The organism is Pectobacterium fontis (assembly GCF_000803215.1).
Taxonomy (GTDB): Bacteria; Pseudomonadota; Gammaproteobacteria; order Enterobacterales; family Enterobacteriaceae; genus Pectobacterium; species Pectobacterium fontis.
This window is the reverse complement of the sequence record NZ_JSXC01000031.1, coordinates 1-19,531: the sequence shown is the minus strand read 5'-3', so window position 1 is coordinate 19,531 and position 19,531 is coordinate 1. Positions and strand designations below refer to the sequence as shown.

General features: G+C 47.2%; 15 protein-coding genes. 9 read left to right on the top strand and 6 right to left on the bottom strand.

Annotated features, from left to right (window positions below; translation table 11 throughout):
• The first annotated feature begins 955 nt into the window (after positions 1 to 955).
• The 9 genes from OI69_RS10155 (at position 956) to OI69_RS10120 (ending at position 13,406) form a co-directional block, all read left to right on the top strand.
• Positions 956 to 2,296 carry a tyrosine-type recombinase/integrase gene (locus OI69_RS10155; protein WP_235319675.1) on the top strand — a complete coding sequence of 447 codons (1,341 nt, stop codon included), beginning with the start codon at positions 956 to 958 and terminating at the stop codon, positions 2,294 to 2,296.
• 193 nt (positions 2,297 to 2,489) lie between these two features.
• Positions 2,490 to 2,903: a hypothetical protein gene (locus OI69_RS10150; RefSeq protein WP_039349697.1), complete on the top strand. Its 414-nt coding sequence runs from the start codon at positions 2,490 to 2,492 to the stop codon at positions 2,901 to 2,903.
• Positions 2,900 to 3,139 carry a MerR family transcriptional regulator gene (locus OI69_RS19280; RefSeq protein WP_072034289.1) on the top strand — a complete coding sequence of 80 codons (240 nt, stop codon included), beginning with the start codon at positions 2,900 to 2,902 and terminating at the stop codon, positions 3,137 to 3,139. The genes OI69_RS10150 and OI69_RS19280 overlap by 4 nt, the downstream gene beginning before the upstream one ends.
• 10 nt (positions 3,140 to 3,149) lie before the next feature.
• Positions 3,150 to 4,613 (top strand): YfjI family protein, encoded by a 1,464-nt coding sequence (locus OI69_RS10145; protein ID WP_039349695.1) that lies wholly within the window; start codon positions 3,150 to 3,152, stop codon positions 4,611 to 4,613.
• A 160-nt stretch (positions 4,614 to 4,773) separates the two neighbouring features.
• Positions 4,774 to 5,397 (top strand): inovirus Gp2 family protein, encoded by a 624-nt coding sequence (locus OI69_RS10140; RefSeq protein WP_039349692.1) that lies wholly within the window; start codon positions 4,774 to 4,776, stop codon positions 5,395 to 5,397.
• 140 nt (positions 5,398 to 5,537) lie between these two features.
• Positions 5,538 to 7,565 carry a type I restriction-modification system subunit M gene (locus tag OI69_RS10135; protein ID WP_039349686.1) on the top strand — a complete coding sequence of 676 codons (2,028 nt, stop codon included), beginning with the start codon at positions 5,538 to 5,540 and terminating at the stop codon, positions 7,563 to 7,565.
• Complete coding sequence (locus OI69_RS10130) at positions 7,562 to 8,875, top strand: restriction endonuclease subunit S (RefSeq protein ID WP_039349683.1); 1,314 nt, start codon at positions 7,562 to 7,564, stop codon at positions 8,873 to 8,875. The genes OI69_RS10135 and OI69_RS10130 overlap by 4 nt, the downstream gene beginning before the upstream one ends.
• On the top strand, positions 8,876 to 12,133 hold the full coding sequence (locus tag OI69_RS10125) for a type I restriction endonuclease subunit R (protein ID WP_039349680.1): 3,258 nt from the start codon (positions 8,876 to 8,878) through the stop codon (positions 12,131 to 12,133).
• A gap of 4 nt (positions 12,134 to 12,137) precedes the next feature.
• A complete protein-coding gene (locus tag OI69_RS10120) occupies positions 12,138 to 13,406 on the top strand; it encodes an ISL3 family transposase (protein WP_039349677.1) in 1,269 nt (422 codons plus the stop codon).
• Between the two features lie 211 nt (positions 13,407 to 13,617).
• Here OI69_RS10120 and OI69_RS10110 read toward each other — a convergent pair whose 3' ends face one another.
• Genes OI69_RS10110 through OI69_RS10085 form a run of 6 tightly spaced genes read right to left on the bottom strand, consistent with a single transcriptional unit; the run spans position 13,618 to position 19,008 of the window.
• A complete protein-coding gene (locus tag OI69_RS10110; protein WP_039349665.1) occupies positions 13,618 to 14,274 on the bottom strand; it encodes a hypothetical protein in 657 nt (218 codons plus the stop codon).
• 16 nt (positions 14,275 to 14,290) lie between these two features.
• On the bottom strand, positions 14,291 to 15,046 hold the full coding sequence (locus tag OI69_RS10105) for a PDDEXK-like family protein (protein ID WP_039349661.1): 756 nt from the start codon (positions 15,044 to 15,046) through the stop codon (positions 14,291 to 14,293).
• 23 nt (positions 15,047 to 15,069) lie between these two features.
• Positions 15,070 to 15,336: a YkgJ family cysteine cluster protein gene (locus OI69_RS10100; protein ID WP_039349657.1), complete on the bottom strand. Its 267-nt coding sequence runs from the start codon at positions 15,334 to 15,336 to the stop codon at positions 15,070 to 15,072.
• Positions 15,333 to 16,904, bottom strand: a complete 1,572-nt coding sequence (locus OI69_RS10095; RefSeq protein ID WP_039349655.1) for an ATP--cob(I)alamin adenosyltransferase — start codon at positions 16,902 to 16,904, stop codon at positions 15,333 to 15,335. Before OI69_RS10095 ends, OI69_RS10100 begins: the two co-directional genes overlap by 4 nt.
• 47 nt (positions 16,905 to 16,951) lie before the next feature.
• On the bottom strand, positions 16,952 to 18,049 hold the full coding sequence (locus tag OI69_RS10090) for a hypothetical protein (protein ID WP_039349652.1): 1,098 nt from the start codon (positions 18,047 to 18,049) through the stop codon (positions 16,952 to 16,954).
• Positions 18,050 to 18,087: 38 nt separating this feature from the next.
• Positions 18,088 to 19,008, bottom strand: a complete 921-nt coding sequence (locus OI69_RS10085) for a helix-turn-helix transcriptional regulator (RefSeq protein ID WP_039349650.1) — start codon at positions 19,006 to 19,008, stop codon at positions 18,088 to 18,090.
• Positions 19,009 to 19,531 lie beyond the last annotated feature (523 nt).

Genomic DNA, 19,531 nt, shown 5'->3' with positions numbered 1-19,531 from the left:
TGCTCCTTGTTGTTGAACGGGGTGAGTTGTTAAACGTGTTTAGTAACGTCCCATTCCGTATGGCAATCCGCATGCCAATTTTTATATAATTGTTTTTGTTATGAATTTAATTGACTCGGATTTTCCCTAAGTCAAATTTGAGCAAGAAGTTGCGCAGACCTCGCGAAAAAACGGCATCCATTGCGCAAACAGTGATTTACACCAGAAAGTGAGCAAGAAGTTGCGCAGAATGCGCAGTTATGCTGGAAATTTGCATTAGCGATGAATTAATGGAAGCCTTAATCTATTGGAAGTTAGGCTATTGATAGAAAGGTGTCATTTTTAGGTGATAAATCAACCACGACTCACGACCATAAATGCAAGTACTTACTTACATTTTACAGGAAAATCGTCCTCCTAAAAATCGCAATGAACATAAAAAAGTGGGGGGTAATCTACACCTGAATCTGCCTGTCGGTTTTATCAGCCAGTGATGCCCATTCCCGAAAAGACAGGCTGTTAAGTCGCTCAGACCAGCACAGCAGCGTCAACGAGCTTCAAAACAGCGATCCGGTACTTCATACGCCAGCTTTTGGTGCCGTTAGGGAACACCTCCAGATATATGCCCCCAGCGATGCCCCCAACTCACCGTAGATTTCGGTGAACGTGAGTAGACGAGCAGAGACAATAAGGGCCGTGAAACCGCGTATTATAAGGGTTTAAAGGGTGTTTGAGTAGACTTAGTGAGACGTTAAAATAGGTAGGATGGTGCGATAATAGGAGTCGAACCTACGACCTTCGCATTACGAATGCGATGTTTTCGTATATTCAAGCCCTTAGCCTGCCACGTAAAAATCAAAACAACCCTTATAAATCATAATGATAAATGAAATCACTTGTTGATATAAGTTGATGAGCATTGATAGATATTGCCCCAATTTACTTACATCAGCCGTTACATTATGGTAGGTGACACATTCCAGCAGGAGCCAACAAAATGGCGATTTCAAGACAAAAACTCACCTTTGAACGAACCCGAAAATTCTCCCTTCCCGAAGGAAAATCACAAGCATTTCTGTGGGATTCTGATGTAACAACACTTGCCTGCCGGGCAACCAGCGGAACAAAAGCGTTCATCTTCCAGAGCGTATTTGCCGGAAAAACCCTTCGCATGACAATTGGCAATATCAATGACTGGAAGATCGACGATGCTCGCGCCGAAGCTCGACGACTTCAGACTCTCATCGATACCGGCATCGACCCACGAATAGCCAAAGCGGAGAAAATCGCCGAATCGGAATCACTGCAAGCAGAATCACGCAAGACTAAGGTATTATTTTCTGCCGCTTGGGAAGAATACATTCATGAGTTGAAAACCGGCATTAGCGCTAAAACCAAACGCCCCTACTCTCCACGTTACATTACCGATCATATCAACCTATCCAGCCGTGGTGGTGATACAAGGAAAAGAGGGTCTGGTTCAACGACAGCAGGGCCACTAGCGTCTCTGCTTGACGTTCAACTGTCTGAACTTTCTCCCGAAATTATTGCGGAATGGCTAAATGTGGAAAGGAAAAACCGGCCTACCGTTACAGCTCATGCTTATCGTCTGCTCCGAGCATTTATAAAGTGGCTCAATTATCAGAAAGAATATCAGGGTATCATTCCCACAGATCTCACGCAGGATCACAATGTACGAAAGCTGGTGCCGGTTTCCGCCAGTAAAACTGGTGACTGCCTTCAAAAGGAGCAACTAAAGGACTGGTTTATGGCAGTTAGACAATTAAATAATCCCGTAGCATCAGCCTACCTTCAAGTGCTTTTACTTACCGGCGCACGACGAGAGGAAATAGCGTCATTACGCTGGCCTGATGTAGATTTCAGGTGGTCAAGTCTGCGGATTAAAGACAAGATAGAAGGGGAACGGATTATTCCTCTAACCCCTTACATTGCTGATATATTGCGCAACTTGGCAAAGAGATCAAATACCGGCACCACTGACAACAACTGGGTTTTTCACAGTAACAGTAAAAGCGGCAAGATTACCGAGCCTCGTTCAGCTCATAACCGTGCATTGATCCGAGCCAATCTACCACATATCAGCCTGCATGGTTTACGTCGTAGCTTCGGGACTCTTGCTGAGTGGGTGGAGGTCCCAACAGGCATAGTTGCCCAGATTATGGGTCATAAACCCAGTGCTCTTGCAGAAAAACACTACCGCCGCCGTCCACTGGATCTCCTACGAAAGTGGCACGAAAAAATCGAATGGTGGATTCTCGAACAAGCAGAGGTTTATAGGAGTGTTGATATGCGTTGACATACATTGATTAATCATCATGCCATTAAAAAAAATTGACAAACATCGATTCATGATAAAAAATTTATTTGTGATGCAGTTTTTTTAGAAAAGAACTCGTGTGCTAATTGACAGATAATTATATTTTCAAAAATTATCATGTCGTTAATAATGATTTTATTTTTCGACTAAAATAACGAAGGAGATAAGTTTAATGAATTTACTAACCATTGATAACATAGCTGATACAATGTTATATGAGGATGAATTTAAACGCGCACAGGAAGCTCAAGAATCCATAAGAAAAAAGTGGAAACTAGCTCATCCTATGTCGATAAAAATTAGTGAAAAAAGAAATGCTCTTGCATTGAAAAAACTGAGAAAAGTTCTGATACTGAACGTTATTATTGATTTTATGTCTGGAAAGAACAAAACATCAAGATCTCATCATCGCACCTCTAAATCAGTTTCTTGTCTGAAATCATCTAGTTCAAATGATGGTGGAGACCCTGATCCCGATAGCAATCATAATATCCTTCACCACTCCCCCGCTATTATTCTATTAGTAATATTAACCCTCTCCATATGCATCTCTGCCCACATCTCAAATATTGAGGTGGCGCAATGAAAAAAATTCCTTCTATCGTAGATATCTCATCAGATGATGAACCTTTAGTTTCTACAAACAGTTTGGCAAAGAGATTAAGTTGTAAACCTCAAACGATACGAAAGTGGATATGCCAAGATAGATTGCCAGAAGGACTTCCCAGACCTAAAACACGCAATGGTCGCCATCATTGGCGTAAATGCGATATAGATGATTACATAAAAAAATTCTTCTCCACTGACCGTGATGAGCTTTAGGGAGGGATAAATGTCATTATTAGATAATCCTATTGATGAAGAATATCCAATACATGCATTCCCTAAGTTCATTAGGGATACCCTTTATGAAATACAGAGCATTACACAAGCTCCTAGCCCCTTAATTGGGGCTTCAGTACTCGGCGCTATATCTCTTGCCTGTCAAAATAGCATTGATGTCTGTAGATTAACAAATCTTCGCAGCCCCACATCTCTTTTTTTAATGACGATTGCAGAATCGGGAGAAAGAAAAAGTACTGTTGATAAATTATTGTTAAATCCATTATATCAATTAGAAATTAAATTGTTTGAAGAATACACCAAGGCATTCAGAGAACATAATTACATATTAGAATCGATCCGGAATGAAAGGAAATCACTGATGATGAAGATAAGATCAGATATTCGTCATGACAGAGATTCATCAGGATCTCAGAAACAGTTAGATAGCTTACTGAAGAAGATGCCGTCTGATCCTATCAGATATAAATTAATGTTTAACGATGCAACTCCTGCTGCAATAAAAAATTACCTCTGTGGGAAATGGGGCTCTATCGGAATTATGTCTGATGAAGCTGGCATAGTATTCAGCGGGTATACGTTAAATGAGTTACCATTCATCAATAAAATTTGGGATGGTTCAACATTATCTATTGAAAGAAAGAACTCCCCAGAACAGCTTATTCAAGATGCCAGATTAACATTAGCATTAATGGTTCAACCTGATGTATTCAAAAAATATAGTACACGGAAAGGAGATTTAGCAAAAGGAAGTGGATTTTTCGCTAGATGCCTGATTTGTCATCCGTCGTCAAAACAGGGGTATAGACGGATTAATAACTCCGTCATATCAAAAGAGCATCTAACGCTATTCCACAAAAGATTGATGGATATGGTAAACAAAAGCTTAGCCAGGAATAATAAAGAGAGGGTTTGCCTATATTTTACCCCTGATGCAGAAAAACGATGGATAGACTTTCATAATAGAGTTGAATCAGAAATGGCTTTTCTGGAGTCACTATTTGACTTTAAAGATTACGCATCTAAAATGACCGAAAACATGGCTAGAATTGCAGCCTTGCTCCATTACTTTAGCAATGACGAGGGAGACATTTCACTTCAAATGGTAGAATCAGCAATATCTATAAGTATTTGGTACTTAAAAAACCATAAGAAAATTTTTGCTACTCATAAAGAAATTGAGGTCTCTTGTGCAGAACACTACATTCTATATCAGTGGATAAAAAAACGTTGTGATAATGACAGATCGTTGTACATACGAAAAAACATCATATTGCAGTACGGGCCTAATCAGTTCAGGAACAGCAACAAAACAAATGAATTACTACGTATATTACATTCGAAAGGGATGATTGAATTTTACAGGCAAAGAAATACCGTGCTAGTAAAACCTGTAGATACTGTTAGTGAGATACCCATTATAGACCAATGGGATTGCCTAAGTATCGAATAATAAAAAGCGCTAACTACAGAGTAGATATCGACCGGAATTCACATGCTGGGGCTATGTTACACCTCAAATTAAGTGTTGGATAGTTAATATTGTTTCTAATCTAGGGTGGTGTTCGTTCGAGTACCGACCAAGTACGACTGATAGTAAAGCAGGTATTATTATGCGTATTTACAATAGTGAGTTTGGGGGTCATGTTACATCATATAGAGAAAAAACCCTTAATGTCATTAATAATGCTGTTACGGAACACTATAGAACATTAGCATTACGAGTGGACCTTCATGATCCAGCGATTCTGGATCATGGTGATACTCTTTCCTGCTTTGCTAATTTTGATCCTGGTACAATGGCAAGATTCACTAATTCATTAAAAGCGAAACTAATCGCTGATGAAAAACGTAAGCGACAGGAAGGAAAGCGCATCTATCGCAATACACTACGCTATGCTTGGGTTCGGGAATTTACCCAGAATGGTAAACGTCATTTTCACGTATTCCTGTTTCTGAACAAGGACGCTTACTACCATCTGGGAGATTTTAATATGGATGAAGATACACTCCGAACCATGATCACCTCTGCATGGTGCAGTGCGTTAACTTTGACTCATGAGGAAGGGTTACACCTGGTGCAGTATCCTGCTAATGGTAAATATATACTGACTCGTGATGATATTCTTAATGATATTTATCCCGGTGATTTACTGAACCGGATTGACTATCTCACGAAAGTTAAAAGTAAGGTTTTCGGCGATGGCGATCGTAATTTTGGTTGTAGTCTAAGCTAATTTATTTGGCTATTTGCATTCTAGGGTTGGATTCTGTCTGAGTAGTTAAACTGGAATAAACTCCCTTTTGTGCAAAAGGTGGTTGACAATCACTTTATTGACACTGTACCGTTTTGTGCAAAAGGTGGTTGGAGGCCAGAATGAACGAATTTACGGGATCGGCAGCTTCACAGGCTGACTTTATTTGGAAGAATGCAGAAGACCTTTGGGGGGACTTCAAGCATACGGACTTTGGCAAGATCATTTTGCCGTTTACCTTGCTGCGCCGCCTGGAGTGTGCGCTGGAGCCGACCCGCGAGGCGGTGAGAGAAGCGCATGGCGCTTTCAAGGATGCCGATGTTGAGCTGGATACCATTCTGCGCTCAACCGCTGAATACCCCTTCTACAACACCTCTGAATACTCCCTTGGCTCCCTGGGTAGCACCAAGACGCGCCGCAATCTGGAAGACTACATCACCCTGTTTTCGGATAACGCCCGCGCTATCTTCGAGGAGTTTGAGTTTGGTAATACGGTGATCCGACTGGAGAAAGCGGGCTTACTGTATAAGATTTGTCAGAACTTCGCCAAGATCGACCTGCACCCGGACGTGGTGCCGGATCGGGTGATGAGTAACATCTACGAACATCTGATTCGCCGCTTTGGTGCCGAGGTCAACGAAGGGGCCGAGGACTTCATGACGCCGCGTGACATCGTTCACCTGGCGACCGCATTGCTGCTTGACCCGGATGATGCCCTGTTTGAGGCCAGCCCCGGTTTGATTCGTACCCTGTATGACCCGACCTGTGGCACGGGTGGTTTCCTCACCGATGCCATGAACCATGTGGGCGACTACGGTAACCGCGACAAGATCCCGCCAGTGCTGGTGCCGCACGGGCAGGAGTTGGAACCGGAAACCCATGCGGTTTGTGTGGCCGGTATGCTGATCCGCCGTTTGGAGTCCGACCCGGGCCGCGATCTGTCGAAGAACATTCGTCAGGGCAGCACGCTGTCCAACGACCAGTTCGCCGGTGAGCGTTTCCACTACTGTCTGTCCAATCCGCCTTTTGGCAAGAAATGGGAGAAGGACAAAACCGCCGTCGAAGCGGAACACAAAAAAGGCGAGTTGGGCCGGTTTGGGCCGGGCCTGCCGAAAATCAGCGATGGCTCCATGCTGTTTTTGATGCATCTGGCGAGCAAGCTGGAACTGCCGATCAACGGCGGTGGTCGCGCCGCTATCGTGCTGTCGGGTTCGCCACTGTTTAACGGCGGTGCCGCGTCTGGCGAATCGGAAATTCGCCGTTGGTTGCTGGAAGACGACCTGATTGAAGCCATTGTAGCGCTGCCAACGGATCTGTTCTTCCGCACCAATATCGCCACCTACCTGTGGATTCTGTCCAACAAGAAGCCGCAGGAGCGCAAAGGCAAGGTGCAGTTGATCAACGCCACCGACCTGTGGACTTCAATCCGCAACGAGGGCAACAAGCGCCGTATTGTCAGCGATGAGCAGCGCCGCCAGATTCTGGACATCTACGCCGCAGGCGAAACCGGTGCGCTTTCCCGGATGCTGGACTACCGTACCTTTGGCTACCGCCGTATCAAGGTCCTGCGCCCGCAGCGCATGACCCTGGAGCTGGATAAGGTGGGCATGGAGAGGCTGGAAGCCGAAGCTGCCTGGGAAAAGCTCTCTGACGCGCATCAAACATTCTGGCGCGAAGCCCTCAAGCCGCTGATCGGGCAAACGCAGCCCTATAGCTGGGCAGAAACCTATGTTAGGAACTCGATCAAGTCCGACGAAGCCAAGCAGCTCAAGGTCAAATCCAACATGACATTGATCACCGCGCTGATCAACGCCTTTGGTCACAAAGACCCGAAAGCCGAGCCAGTCACGGATTCCAACGGCGAGCTGGTGCCAGACACAGATTTAACTGATTACGAGAACGTCCCCTATCTGGAGGACATCGACGACTACTTTGCCCGCGAAGTGCTTCCTCATGTGCCGGATGCCTGGCTGGATGAGAGCTTTACCGATGCCAGGGATGGTCAATTGGGCCGCGTTGGCTACGAGATCAACTTCAACCGCTTCTTCTACCAGTACCAGCCGCCGCGCAAGCTGCATGATATTGATGAAGACCTGAAGCAGGTAGAAGCCGAGATTGCGGCACTACTGGCTGAGGTGGCCAGCGAATGAGCCAGTACAAAGCGTATCCCGCGTACAAGGATTCCGGCGTTGAGTGGATTGGGCAGGTGCCGGAGCATTGGGAAGCAACAAAGGTTGGTTTTCTATCACAAAAAATTGGTAGTGGGAAAACCCCCTCTGGTGGCGCTAGTGTATACACATCCAGTGGCGTTGTTTTTCTTCGAAGTCAGAATATCTATGACGATGGGATTCGACTTACTAATGTGGCATATATCCCTCTTGAGATTGATCAAGAGATGGCAGGAACGAGAGTTCACCCTTGGGATGTTCTGCTCAATATCACTGGTGCATCCATCGGTCGATCCGCTATTGCACCAGGAGAGTTTCAGCCAGCCAATGTAAATCAGCACGTTTGCATTGTTCGGCTACCTAATTCAAATGTCGCTAGATGGGTTCATGCTTCCTTTTGTGGGATGTCAGTCAAGACACAAATTAATGTACTTCAGAGTGGCGCAGCTCGTGAAGGGCTGAACTTTGAGCAGGTTGGAAATATTCGAATTGCTTCTCCCCCTGGTGACGAGGCTCAAATCATTTTGGAGGAGATTGAAAATCAAACCGCCCGGATTGATGCACTGATCGAGAAGAAAACTCGCTTTATTGAGCTGCTGAAGGAAAAGCGTCAGGCACTGATTACGCACGCGGTCACCAAGGGCCTAGACCCCAACGTGAAGATGAAGGATTCCGGCGTTGAGTGGATTGGGCAAGTTCCGGTGCATTGGGGGGTGAAGCCGTTCTTCGCTTTGGTAGCAGAGTTGAATCGAAAGAATACTGGTCTAGTTGAAACCAATATTCTTTCTCTTAGCTATGGAAGCATCATTCAAAAGCCTGAAACCAGAAATATGGGGTTGACGCCGGAGTCTTATGAAACCTATCAAATCGTAGAGCCTGGCGAAATCGTATTCAGATTCACCGATCTGCAAAACGACAAACGGAGCTTGAGGTCAGCCCAGGTTACGCAGAGGGGAATCATTACCTCTGCGTATATGGCCGTGAAGCCGCACAGCATTGACTCCACATATTTTACATGGATGATGCGCTCATACGATCATTGCAAAGTCTTTTATGCAATGGGGGGGGGGTTGAGGCAGTCTTTGAAATTTGAGGATGTCAGAAGACTCCCAGTGCTTACTCCTCCAGCCGAGGAGCAACGCGACATTACCAGCGCAATCAACGAAGGAACGGCTCGCATTGATTCTCTAGTTGAGAAAACAGAGCATAGTGTGAATCTGCTCAAAGAACGCCGTGCCGCCTTTATCACAGCCGCTGTTACCGGCCAGATTGATCTGCGAGGAGAACAATAAATGCAAGCGTCAGCACATCAGGAAAAGCACTTCCAGCAATACATCATCGACCGGATGGTAGAACAGGGCTGGAAGCTGGGTGATTCCAAGTTCTACGACACAGAGCGGGCAGTGTACCCCGAAGACCTGGAAAGCTGGATCAAAACCAGCGGCCAGCAGGAAAAATGGGACAAGCTGGAACGGCTAAACGGGGCCAAAACCCTTGAAGTGCTGATGGATCGCCTGGATAAAGCACTGGAGAAACAAGGCACCATGCAGGTGATGCGCCAGGGCTTTTCCATTGCAGGTTGCGGCCTGATCGAGATGACAGAGGCCGCACCGGAAGACAAGCGCAATGCAGCAGTCATTGAGCGCTATCAGGCCAATATTCTGCGCGTGGTGCCGGAGCTGAAGTATCACCCGGCCCGTGAATTTGCCATTGATCTGGTGCTGTTTATCAACGGTCTGCCGGTGGCAACCGTCGAACTGAAGACCGACTTCACCCAGTCCTGCGAAGCGGCCATGGATCAGTACCGCAATGATCGCCTGCCGTATGACGCCAAGACCAAACGCCGGGAACCATTGCTGACCTTCAAGCGTGGGGCGGTGGTGCATTTCGCCATGTCCGACTCTGAAATCATGATGGCGACCAAGCTGGATGGAGAAAACACCTTTTTCCTGCCGTTCAATAAGGGCCGCAAAAACGAAAGCGGCACGGTACATGCGGGTAACCCGCCAGGTGAAATTAAGGCCGATGGTACCCAGGAATACCCGGTAGCCTACTTCTGGGAAGCGGTCTGCCAGCCGAATGCCTGGCTGCGGATTTTCCATAGCTTTGTCTACGTCGAAAAAAAGGACGTGGTGGATATTCAGGGCAACTGGTCGAAGAAAGAAACCCTGATTTTCCCGCGCTTCCACCAATGGACGGCAGTGAACCAAATGCTGGCCGATGCCCGCGAAAACGGCGCAGGCATGACCTACCTGTGTGACCACAGCGCCGGTTCCGGCAAGACCAGCACCATTTCCTGGACGGCCCATGACTTAGTGAAACTGCGCGAAGATAACGGCGACGCGGTATTTAACAGCGTGATCATTGTTACCGACCGCAATGTGCTGGACGGCCAGCTTCAGGACGCGGTGAAGCAGATTGACCATCAGTTTGGGGTGATCGCCGCCATTGACCGGCAGAAGTCATCTAAGTCCAAGAGCAAGCAGCTTTCGGAGGCATTGTTGTCTGGCACGCCGATTGTGGTGGTCACGATCCAGACCTTCCCTTACGCGATGGAAGCCATCATCACTGATAACGCCTTGAAAGGGAAAAACTTTGCTGTGATCATTGATGAGGCGCATAACTCGCAGACAGGCTCTACCGCCGCTAAGCTGCAAGCCGCGCTGGGGATGAGCGGACAAGGCAAGATGTCCACCATGACGGTGGATGAACTGCTGGAGCAACTGCAAAAGTCCCGCGCCCGCCCCGACAATATCAGCTACTTCGCTTTTACCGGCACGCCCAAGCACTCCACTTTGATGCTGTTCGGTCGCCCGACAGATCCAAGCCAACCTGCCTCGGACGATAACCCGCCGCAAGCCTTCCACCTGTACACCATGCGCCAGGCAATTGAGGAGAAATTCATTCTCGATGTGTTGAACGGCTATGTGCCCTACAAAACGGCCTTCAACCTTTCCAAGCAGCTTGAAGACAGCAAGCGGGTGAGCGGCAAGGCCGCCAAACGCGCCCTGGCACAGTGGATGTCATTGCACCCCACCAATGTGACCCAGAAGGTGCAGTTTATCGTTGAGCACTTCACCAAGAACGTCGCCCACCGGCTGGATGGCAAGGCCAAGGCGATGGTCGTGACCAGCTCCCGTGCCGCTGCCATTCGCTACAAGAAGGCGTTTGACCGCTATATCGAGCAGCACAGCGAGTACGGCTTTATTCATTCACTGGTGGCCTTTTCCGGCAAGATGGCCGGTAAGCAGGTAATGCACCAGGATGACAGCGAGTTCAAGGACGATGTGTTTATCGTCGATGAGAACGAGGAGTTCACCGAGCAGAGCATGAACCCGGATGTCCACGGGCAGGATTTGCGCTTTGCCTTTGACCGCCCGGAATACCGGGTGATGTTGGTGGCCGACAAGTTCCAGACCGGCTTTGACCAGCCCAAACTGGTCGCCATGTATGTGGACAAGAAAATCGCTAACCATGTGGAGATTGTGCAGACTTTCGCCCGCCTGAACCGGACGGCACCAGGCAAGGATGAGGTCTTTATCATCGACTTCGTGAACGACCCGGAGAACGTGCGCAAGGCCTTTGCCGCCTATGACAAGGGCGCTCACATCGGCGAAGTGCAAGATCTCAATGTGGTCTACGAGATCAAGGAGCGACTGGACGAGCACGGCCTGTACGACGAGAAGGACTTGACCGCATTCAAGGAAGCCCGCTTCAAGACCATCCGCGATATCACCCATACTAAATCGCCGCAGCACAAGGCGCTGTATGCCGCTACGGCGGGAGCGACGGCCTTGTATAACGATAAGATGAAAATGCTGCGCGATGGCATGGCTACCTGGGAAGCAGCGTTTGAGAAAGCCCGCGCCAAGGGTGACGAGGCGGGTATGAAGTCTGCCGATCACCATCAGGAAGAGTATGCCGAGCAGATCAAGGCGTTGATAGGCTTCAAGTCGGACCTGGGGCGCTTCTGCCGTACCTATTCATATATCGCCCAACTGATTGATTTCGGCGACCCGGAATTGGAGAATTTTACTGCTTTCGCCAAACTGCTGCAAAAACGCCTGCTGCACGAAGCACCGGAAACCGTGGACTTGTCAGGCCTGGTGCTCACTGGCTTTGACATCAATGCTCGACCCGATGACGCAGAAGACGAAGGCGAAACTCCGGTATTGCAACCGGCAGGTGCAGGAGGTGGTGGCGCGGCAGGAGATAAACCTAAATTCGTCAAAGAGATTATCGAACGGCTCAACAGCCTGTTTGGTGAGGCGACGCCGATCCAGGATCAGGTGGCTTTCGTTAATCAGATTTCAACGATTACCGGTGAAAGCGATGTCGTCATGGCTCAGGTGGAAAGCAACACCCGTGAGCAGGCCATGAAAGGCAACCTCCCCGGTGCTGTTCAGCAAGCGGTTGTTCGTGCTTTGTCCAGTCATCAGAAGCTGGCAACCCAGGTGCTCAAGTCTGACCGTCAGGGCATGACCGCATTGGTTGATATGGTGTATGACCTGCTGCGCGAAGGCAAAGACATCGACCTGGATATGGATTAAGCCGATGCTTGACCTGCTGAATCTGCCAGGCATCAAGCCGGTCGATATGCGCCACGAAAGCAAATGCCTTGTGATAGTTGCTGAGCCGGTAACGGTCGAGGTGCCGTTATGTGGGGACTGCAACATCCCTATGCACAAACACGGCACGCGCAAAAACAAGTTCATGGACACGCCGTTATACATGGAGCCCGTCCGCCTTGAAGTTCAGCGCCCGCGATTTCGCTGTGAGTCGTGCGGCAAAATGTTCATGTCGGAGTTGAGTTTTCTGGATGACAAACGCCGAGCCACCAAACGGCTGGTCGATGTCATTCGGCAACAATGCCTGGGAACCACCTTCCATGCTTTAGCCGAGCAAACCGGTGTGGCAGTGAACACCGTCAAGAACATCGCTCACGATCTCATTGAGGAACTCTCCCAAACTGTTCGTTACGAAACCCCGGTCATTATGGGTATCGACGAAGTGAACCTGGCCGGCGGGTATCGCTGTGTAATCACCAACCTGGCAACCAACAACGTCTTTGATATATTGGAGCATCATACTCAAGAGCACCTGAAGCCCTTCTTCAAGGATTTGCCGGATGCTGACAAGGTGGAATGGGTCTGTACGGATATGTGGCGACCCTTCAAGCGTTCCTTTGCTCAGTATCTGCCCAACGCCAAACTGGTGATCGACAAGTTCCATGTCGTCAAGATGGCCTCTGAAGCCTTGGAAGCAGAACGCAAGAACTATCAGGCGCAGTTAAGCAAAGAAGATCGGATTTACGTCAAAAAGTCCATTCGCTGGCTCACCCTGAAGCGGCCCGGCAACCTGACGCCCGCAGAGCAAAAGGCGCTGGAGGTTGTAAAGCAGGCGATCCCTGAACTTGCCGTGGCCTATGACTTCAAGGAAGCCTTCTTCTGCATCTACGACGAACCCGACAAGCAGAGCGCTCAGAACGCCTTTGAGGCTTGGGAGAACAGCCTGCCGCCTTATGGCATGGAGCCTTTCAAAAAACTGGTGAAAACGGTACACAACCATTACGACGATATCTTTGCCTACTGGGATGCGCCGTTCTCAATCACCAATAGCTATACCGAAGGACTCAACGGCTTGATCAAGATGTCCAACCGGTTAGGTCGGGGTTACAGCTATGACATCATCCGTGCAAAGACGCTGTATTCCAAAGAAGCCCGCAAGGTCGGCAGTGGTATTCGAGCAGGACGAGGCAAGGTCGAGTATGGGCCGCACATTCCGACATTGTTGAAGCAGGCAGAAGGTGGAGAGTTGGATTAACGTGAGAGAGGGTGCGTCTGAGAATCCAACCAATGTTAGATTCTCGCAGGGTGGTGAAAAACAGAAAAATCCAACCAGACGCAGCTTTTTGTCCGACTAAGAATCAAGGGGTAGAATGGATGAATTCCAACCCTAGAATGCAAATAGCCATTTATTTTTACAATATTGGCCTTTCTTATGCGAGAAAGGCCAACCTAAAGTGGATAGTGATTTAGCCGACTAATTCATCTTCAGAGGATTGCTGCTCAGAAGAAAAAATAGCATCCAGAACTTTGGTCGAGCGCAACAACGCCTCAAGAGCTGCACGAAGTGGAGAAAATACTTCATTCTCCACTGGAAATTCACCATATTCCTTCCAACACTCAGTCAGTAAATTATATTCAATAGTAACAGGTAGGAAATAGTTACCTTTACCTTGGTCTAAGAACCCTAAATCCTGAAGTTGCTTACGATAAGGTTGCTGAATATTATTGGCATAACTAGCAATTTTTTTGACTCCGCCAAAATATCCGGTATTCAATTTAAACTCAAAACCAAACTGACCCTGTTCAGTGCCTGTATCAGTCAGGACGGCTAAAATATAATCAGCGCCATCACTCACTGTCGAACTGTTTTCAAACCAATATTTACAGTTAACGCCTTCAATGATCCAACCGGGATGCGACAGCCAACAATAGTCTTGATGCTCATAATTTGCTTTGCCAGCCCAGTTATTGTCTTTCATAAATCGCTCGATACACTGATCAAAGCTTTTCCAAAATGCTGGACTTAAATGCTGTTCAAAGTAAACAACAGCTTCGTTAAACATTTTTAGCTGTGAAAGAATCAGTGTACCGGCCTGGCGTTCTGCATCGCTGTGTTGATTCATATCTATTCCCTTTGAATTAAAATGTACGAACTCGATTAAGAAAGCAAAATACGGCATGGGCAGCCATTTGACGCGAAGATGACGATTTACCTTGAGAAAGAAGTTCTTTGACGTGCGATTGCAACGAAACCTCTAGGGTTGTGGCAAGGTGCCGCCATGAAAGACAGGGAACATCCCCTGGTTTGAACTCGACCCCACAGGTAAGAGGTTTTCCACCAGATGGCGTTAAAAATACAACAGCCCAAGGGCGTGATATGGCTCGTACTCTGGCCTCAGAACAATATCGAGCTACTTGTCCTTGCTGCTCATAAGCATCAATTTTCACTTCAATAAGCAGGAAAAAATTATCCGCATCAATTTCAATATCGACACGATTAGTATTATCCCCAGTAGGATTCGTCTCGACCTGCACCCGACAGTATCGATGATAATCATCAGGAATATCATTTCGACTATGGCGTATTGCCCGTAGGAATGACTGTAGAGGTAGTCTCCCAAACCCGTGGGTTCCCTCAGGATCAAGAAGCCAGGCAAGGACAGCGGTATTACGCACTTCTTTGCGCCCCAGCCCCGCGACTTCCCAAGGATCAAAAGATAAGGAGCTGTGTTGTATTGCTTCCAAGGGGTCAGAAAGCTGCTTGAAAAACTCAGCTAATCTCTCTGTATCGATATTTATTTTTTTATCTGGTTCTCTGGCCCACGTTGTGTCGTGCGGCCATTGTTTAAAAAAAACTGGTAGCCATTCAACCAGTGAAGAATTGTTATGTTCCATGAGATAACATATCCTTTTTCGCTTTAGAGCTTTTCCAGAATCACACACGCCACACGATTCAGCGTAATGAATTCCTGCCAGCTATATTGCTGTTGGTAGTTAAGCTGATATTGCTTTTCAACCTGACAAATCAGTGGACGCCTTTCATAAATAGCGCACAGCTTTGTCTCCATCTGATAGTGCCGACAAATACCGTCACCGCGATCGAGGAACTGCGTTTCACTGGCACGATCGACGTGGCGGCAGCAGGCTCCGCACTGGTTGCAGGGAAATTCTGGAGATAGCGTCACAGCTTGCTTAACCAACCACGCACAGAACGGGTATTCCCAGCCTCAAACGGCAGCGTGATATTCCGACGCTCGACCTCAGTTTGCAGCAACAATCCGCGCTGAATTTCGCTATTCACTACGTTAAGATGACGAGTAAAGAGCGCCAACTCTGACGTATCTATCGCGAACTCCAACGCCGAAAGTTCCAGTAGATAACGATCAAGTTCGGTATTAACCTGTTGATAATACTCCAGCGCTTTCTGGTACTTATCTTTAAAGGTATCCAGAAACGCCCATATCTTTTTCATCAACGCGCTGTGCTCGAGAAAATAATTCATCACCAACGTCAGAATACCAGTCGCCAGTGCGCCGCAGAAGGCGGCCAATTCCGGGCCAAAAGGAAAGACGAAAATTTTTGCTAATGCTTCGTTAACTACGGCTCCTGTTGCGACAGCCACCCCTGCAGCTACTAGCTTACTAACCGCTTTTGCCAACTGCCCTGGAGCTAAACCCTCTGGGTTAAAGACCATCACTTTGAAGGCCTGGACTAGGTTGTTCCACATCTCGCGAATTAGCCTCACCATCATCTTCTTCGTGGTAAAGAAGATATTGAAGAGTGTCGTGGTAATGCTGGACAACATGCCGCCAATCGCACCGTCTTTAAAGGAAGTAAGGAAAGTGCTAAATTTGGACTGCACCCGCTGCCAGACGGCGCGTAATGCTTCAGCCGAATCTTGCAGGAAGTCACCGGCATCGAATGCTCGGCGGTGTTTCTCAAATATCACTGGAATTCGCTCGCGGAATTCGAACCAAGTCTCCGCCAGAATCAGCCCCAGCATCTGCCGTGTTCCCATGCGAAAGGCATTGTTCAGCGTGGCACTGGCGACATTCTTAGCAAACTTGCTGCTGGTGTAATATTCCTGATTGATCGTACTGTTGTATTTTTCTCGTGCCTGCTTATCGGCCTCTTTCATTCGTGCAAAATCGGCAGCAGCTTTATTTTCCAGCTTATTCAATTGTTTCTGTTCTTGCTCTGAGAGAACTGGCTGGCTGCGTAATCGGGCAATTTCCTGTGTCGTGACGGCATGCTGTTCTTGTAGTGTTTTCACGAAGGCATCCATTGTTTTTGCCTTCTTTGCCTTGTTCAGCGATTCGTTCGTGAAGGTAAGATTCGATGAGTCATTGGCAAGATCGGCACCATCGCACTCAGCGAGAATACGTCTGGGATCGTTGTGAATCTCATAGGCGGAAATAATGTGGTCGAGGTTCTTTTTATCATTGAACGCAAAATGTTCACCGGTATAGGTATCGGTTAGTGTACCGGCCTCATGCGCCTTTTTTCCTGCTCGGTTGGTAGCGATGTAGTTCTTGTGGCTATGGTAATGATGTGAATCATACCCTTCGCGCTGCTCATACTGCTGACGTTCCGTATCAGTGGCATACACTCCCTGACGCACATTGTGAATGGTGTTCACATCGCCGCCGTGCTTATCTTCCAGCAAGAGAAAGTCTAACCCAAACGAGGTGGTAAGACTCTTGATCACCGTCTGATGTAACTCTTCACCCCAATCAAATCTGGCTGCGTTCATTGTGTTCTGCCCATAGCAATGCCGGGCCTATTCGCCCGGCAAGTTGATTAAATACGAGAGGAAAAGTCATTGAAATTAGAGGCGGATAACTCCAGTTTTTCGTCCAACACCTCTTTGTTCAGCAAATTCATACCGTTGCTGTCGGTCTGCAATTGGATCACACCATCTTCAATAACGGCCTCGCCGTTATTTTGTGTTACCGGCTTAAACAGCGGGGTGGTAATCACGTCGGTCATGATGGCGGCTAATTCATAGCCGTGGTCGATAAGCATCATAATCTCTTCTGACTCATCGATCTCGGTAGTGATATTCTTTTGATGACGTTCAACGATGATCGCGTGCATCGCTTTCAGTGGCGTAAAGTAGTGCTGAACGAAGACTGCATGCATATTGGTGATAGATTCATAAATGCTATCTACATACTGCTGTACCTTCGTCAGATGCTCTTCAGCCGAATTCATTTTTTCTACTGCCGCAGTCACCTCACGGGAGCTTTGATAGGCGTTATTGAGCGCTTTTTCTGCATGATTATCGTAGGCCCAACCGGCGATAGCAATCAGCGGAGCGACCACCGCGCCGCCAAGTACCATTGCACCGCCAGCCATTCCCCAACCACCTGCAGCCAATGAGCCACCGCCAATCGCCGCCATCGTAGCATTATAAGCTGCCACGCCAGAGAGCGCTGCAATCGGCGTTCCGGTAGAAGCTGCAGCAAAAGCCATCACGCCGCTGTACACGGCAAAACCGGCCGCAGCACCAGAAACCCCAGCACCGACGACCGTGGTCAAGTATTCCGTAGCGGAAATAGCTAAGCTCTGGATTTTATTGATACTGTTCTTTGGCACTGTCAGATGGAGGTTCTTATGTCCATCTTTTGCCATACGCTCCAGAAGCTCAACGGCAATCGTGTTGAATTCATTAAAATCTTTACCGATTTTTAGCTCCGCCTCACCCAGTTCGGTCAATTTTTTAGACGTTGTCTCATTGACCGTCTCAAAGCTCTCCTTATGCTTATCAAAGCGACGCTGTGCGCGATCTAATACGTCGTCGGCTTCCGATTTTTTCTGGTAGCCGTCATACGCTTTTTTGCCACCAAATGCCGTTGCCGCTGCTGCGACACCCAAAATAATAAAAGGTAATGCCATAAATAATGATCTCCTGTGCTATAAGTCGCTGTTACCAGCTATGCATCACATTCCAAAACTGGAATTGAGTCGCGATCGCTAGCGATGTAGTTATGCAGCATATTGATGACAGTTGTTTTTAACCATTCTGGTTCCAAGATCTCAATATTGGGTAACCAGAATAAAACTAATGGAATAATTTGATTCTGGTGTGCGGCTTTACAGATCAATGTCACTCCATCATCCTCTTCGAATAATAATTCTTGCTGGGGCAGCAAGTCGCGTCTGCGAAAGTAACCAGCAATACTGTGGTTAATACGCACCCGAACCTCAAAAGTCTCTTCACTAACCCAGGGATCGCGATGCTCATCAATTAATGAAAGAGTGAGAGTATCAACAGTAAAATGCTCTTTTTTTATATCCAACCAATGAATTTTGCTTAACGAAAATGACTTTAATTTTCCGCTCTCTGTCGCTTGTAGATACCAGATATTTTTTTGGTTAACCAGCTTATAAGGGTGAATAACCCGCATTTTGTTTTTGTATAAAATATGGCAAACACTGTTTTTCTGAATCGCTTTCTCTAATAAATTAAAATACTTCATCAAATCATTTTTTGCTGAATGTTCTGGGTTATTAAAATGAACTCTAACGTGTTGTTCCTCTGTACGCTTTTCCAGATTATTCCAAAAATATTCATCTCTATCGGGAAAAACAGCGTCGGCATCTAATAACTTAGCTAACTGGTTATGCGAAGCATCATAACTGCTATTCTGAGCACGTGAAGAAATTAACCTATATTCCCCATCGCCACAGCCCTCAATAAATGAGGAGAGCATATTTAGATCGCGATAAACCGTTCGTTCAGTGATATTAAATTTCTTCATTAACCGATGGCGACTAACCACACCATAAGTTTGTAGCTCCATCAGGATATCCACTAAACGTTCTGCTGAGCTACTCCGTGCAGAATCAGCCATAAGCTCCTACCGTTTTGTTTGCTTAACGCGAATTATATATAAGGAGCTGACAAGCCCTGTCAGTACATCGGCAGATGCGCTCTTTTTTTTTAGAATTACCCACAATTTATGTGAACACCATCAAACTTCCCAGTGCGGCAGTTCAGCACGAACGTGGCACGCGGCTTCTCACCATCATTACAACCGAACTAGCAGCCGTTAGATCACCAATGCTGGTTGCTTTCCCGCACACAATTTTACCGTTATGCTCACATTGCGACCTGTGGTTTATAATGCGAGAACAATAGGTTGTTTTCGTTCATTATTCAGTGAAGACATATTCTGTGTCCACTGTCGGCGAAGTGTCGCCCACACACGACGATAGCCATAATCTAGTATATCGCTAATGATAGCAAGGATGGAGACGTTCATACCTGTCTCCAATCGTCTTTACCCATCAACCATCAATATGGTATTCCCAGAGCAGAATAATTTCAGATAGATATTATCCCCATGCACACCCCCAATCTGTGGCGGTTTTTAA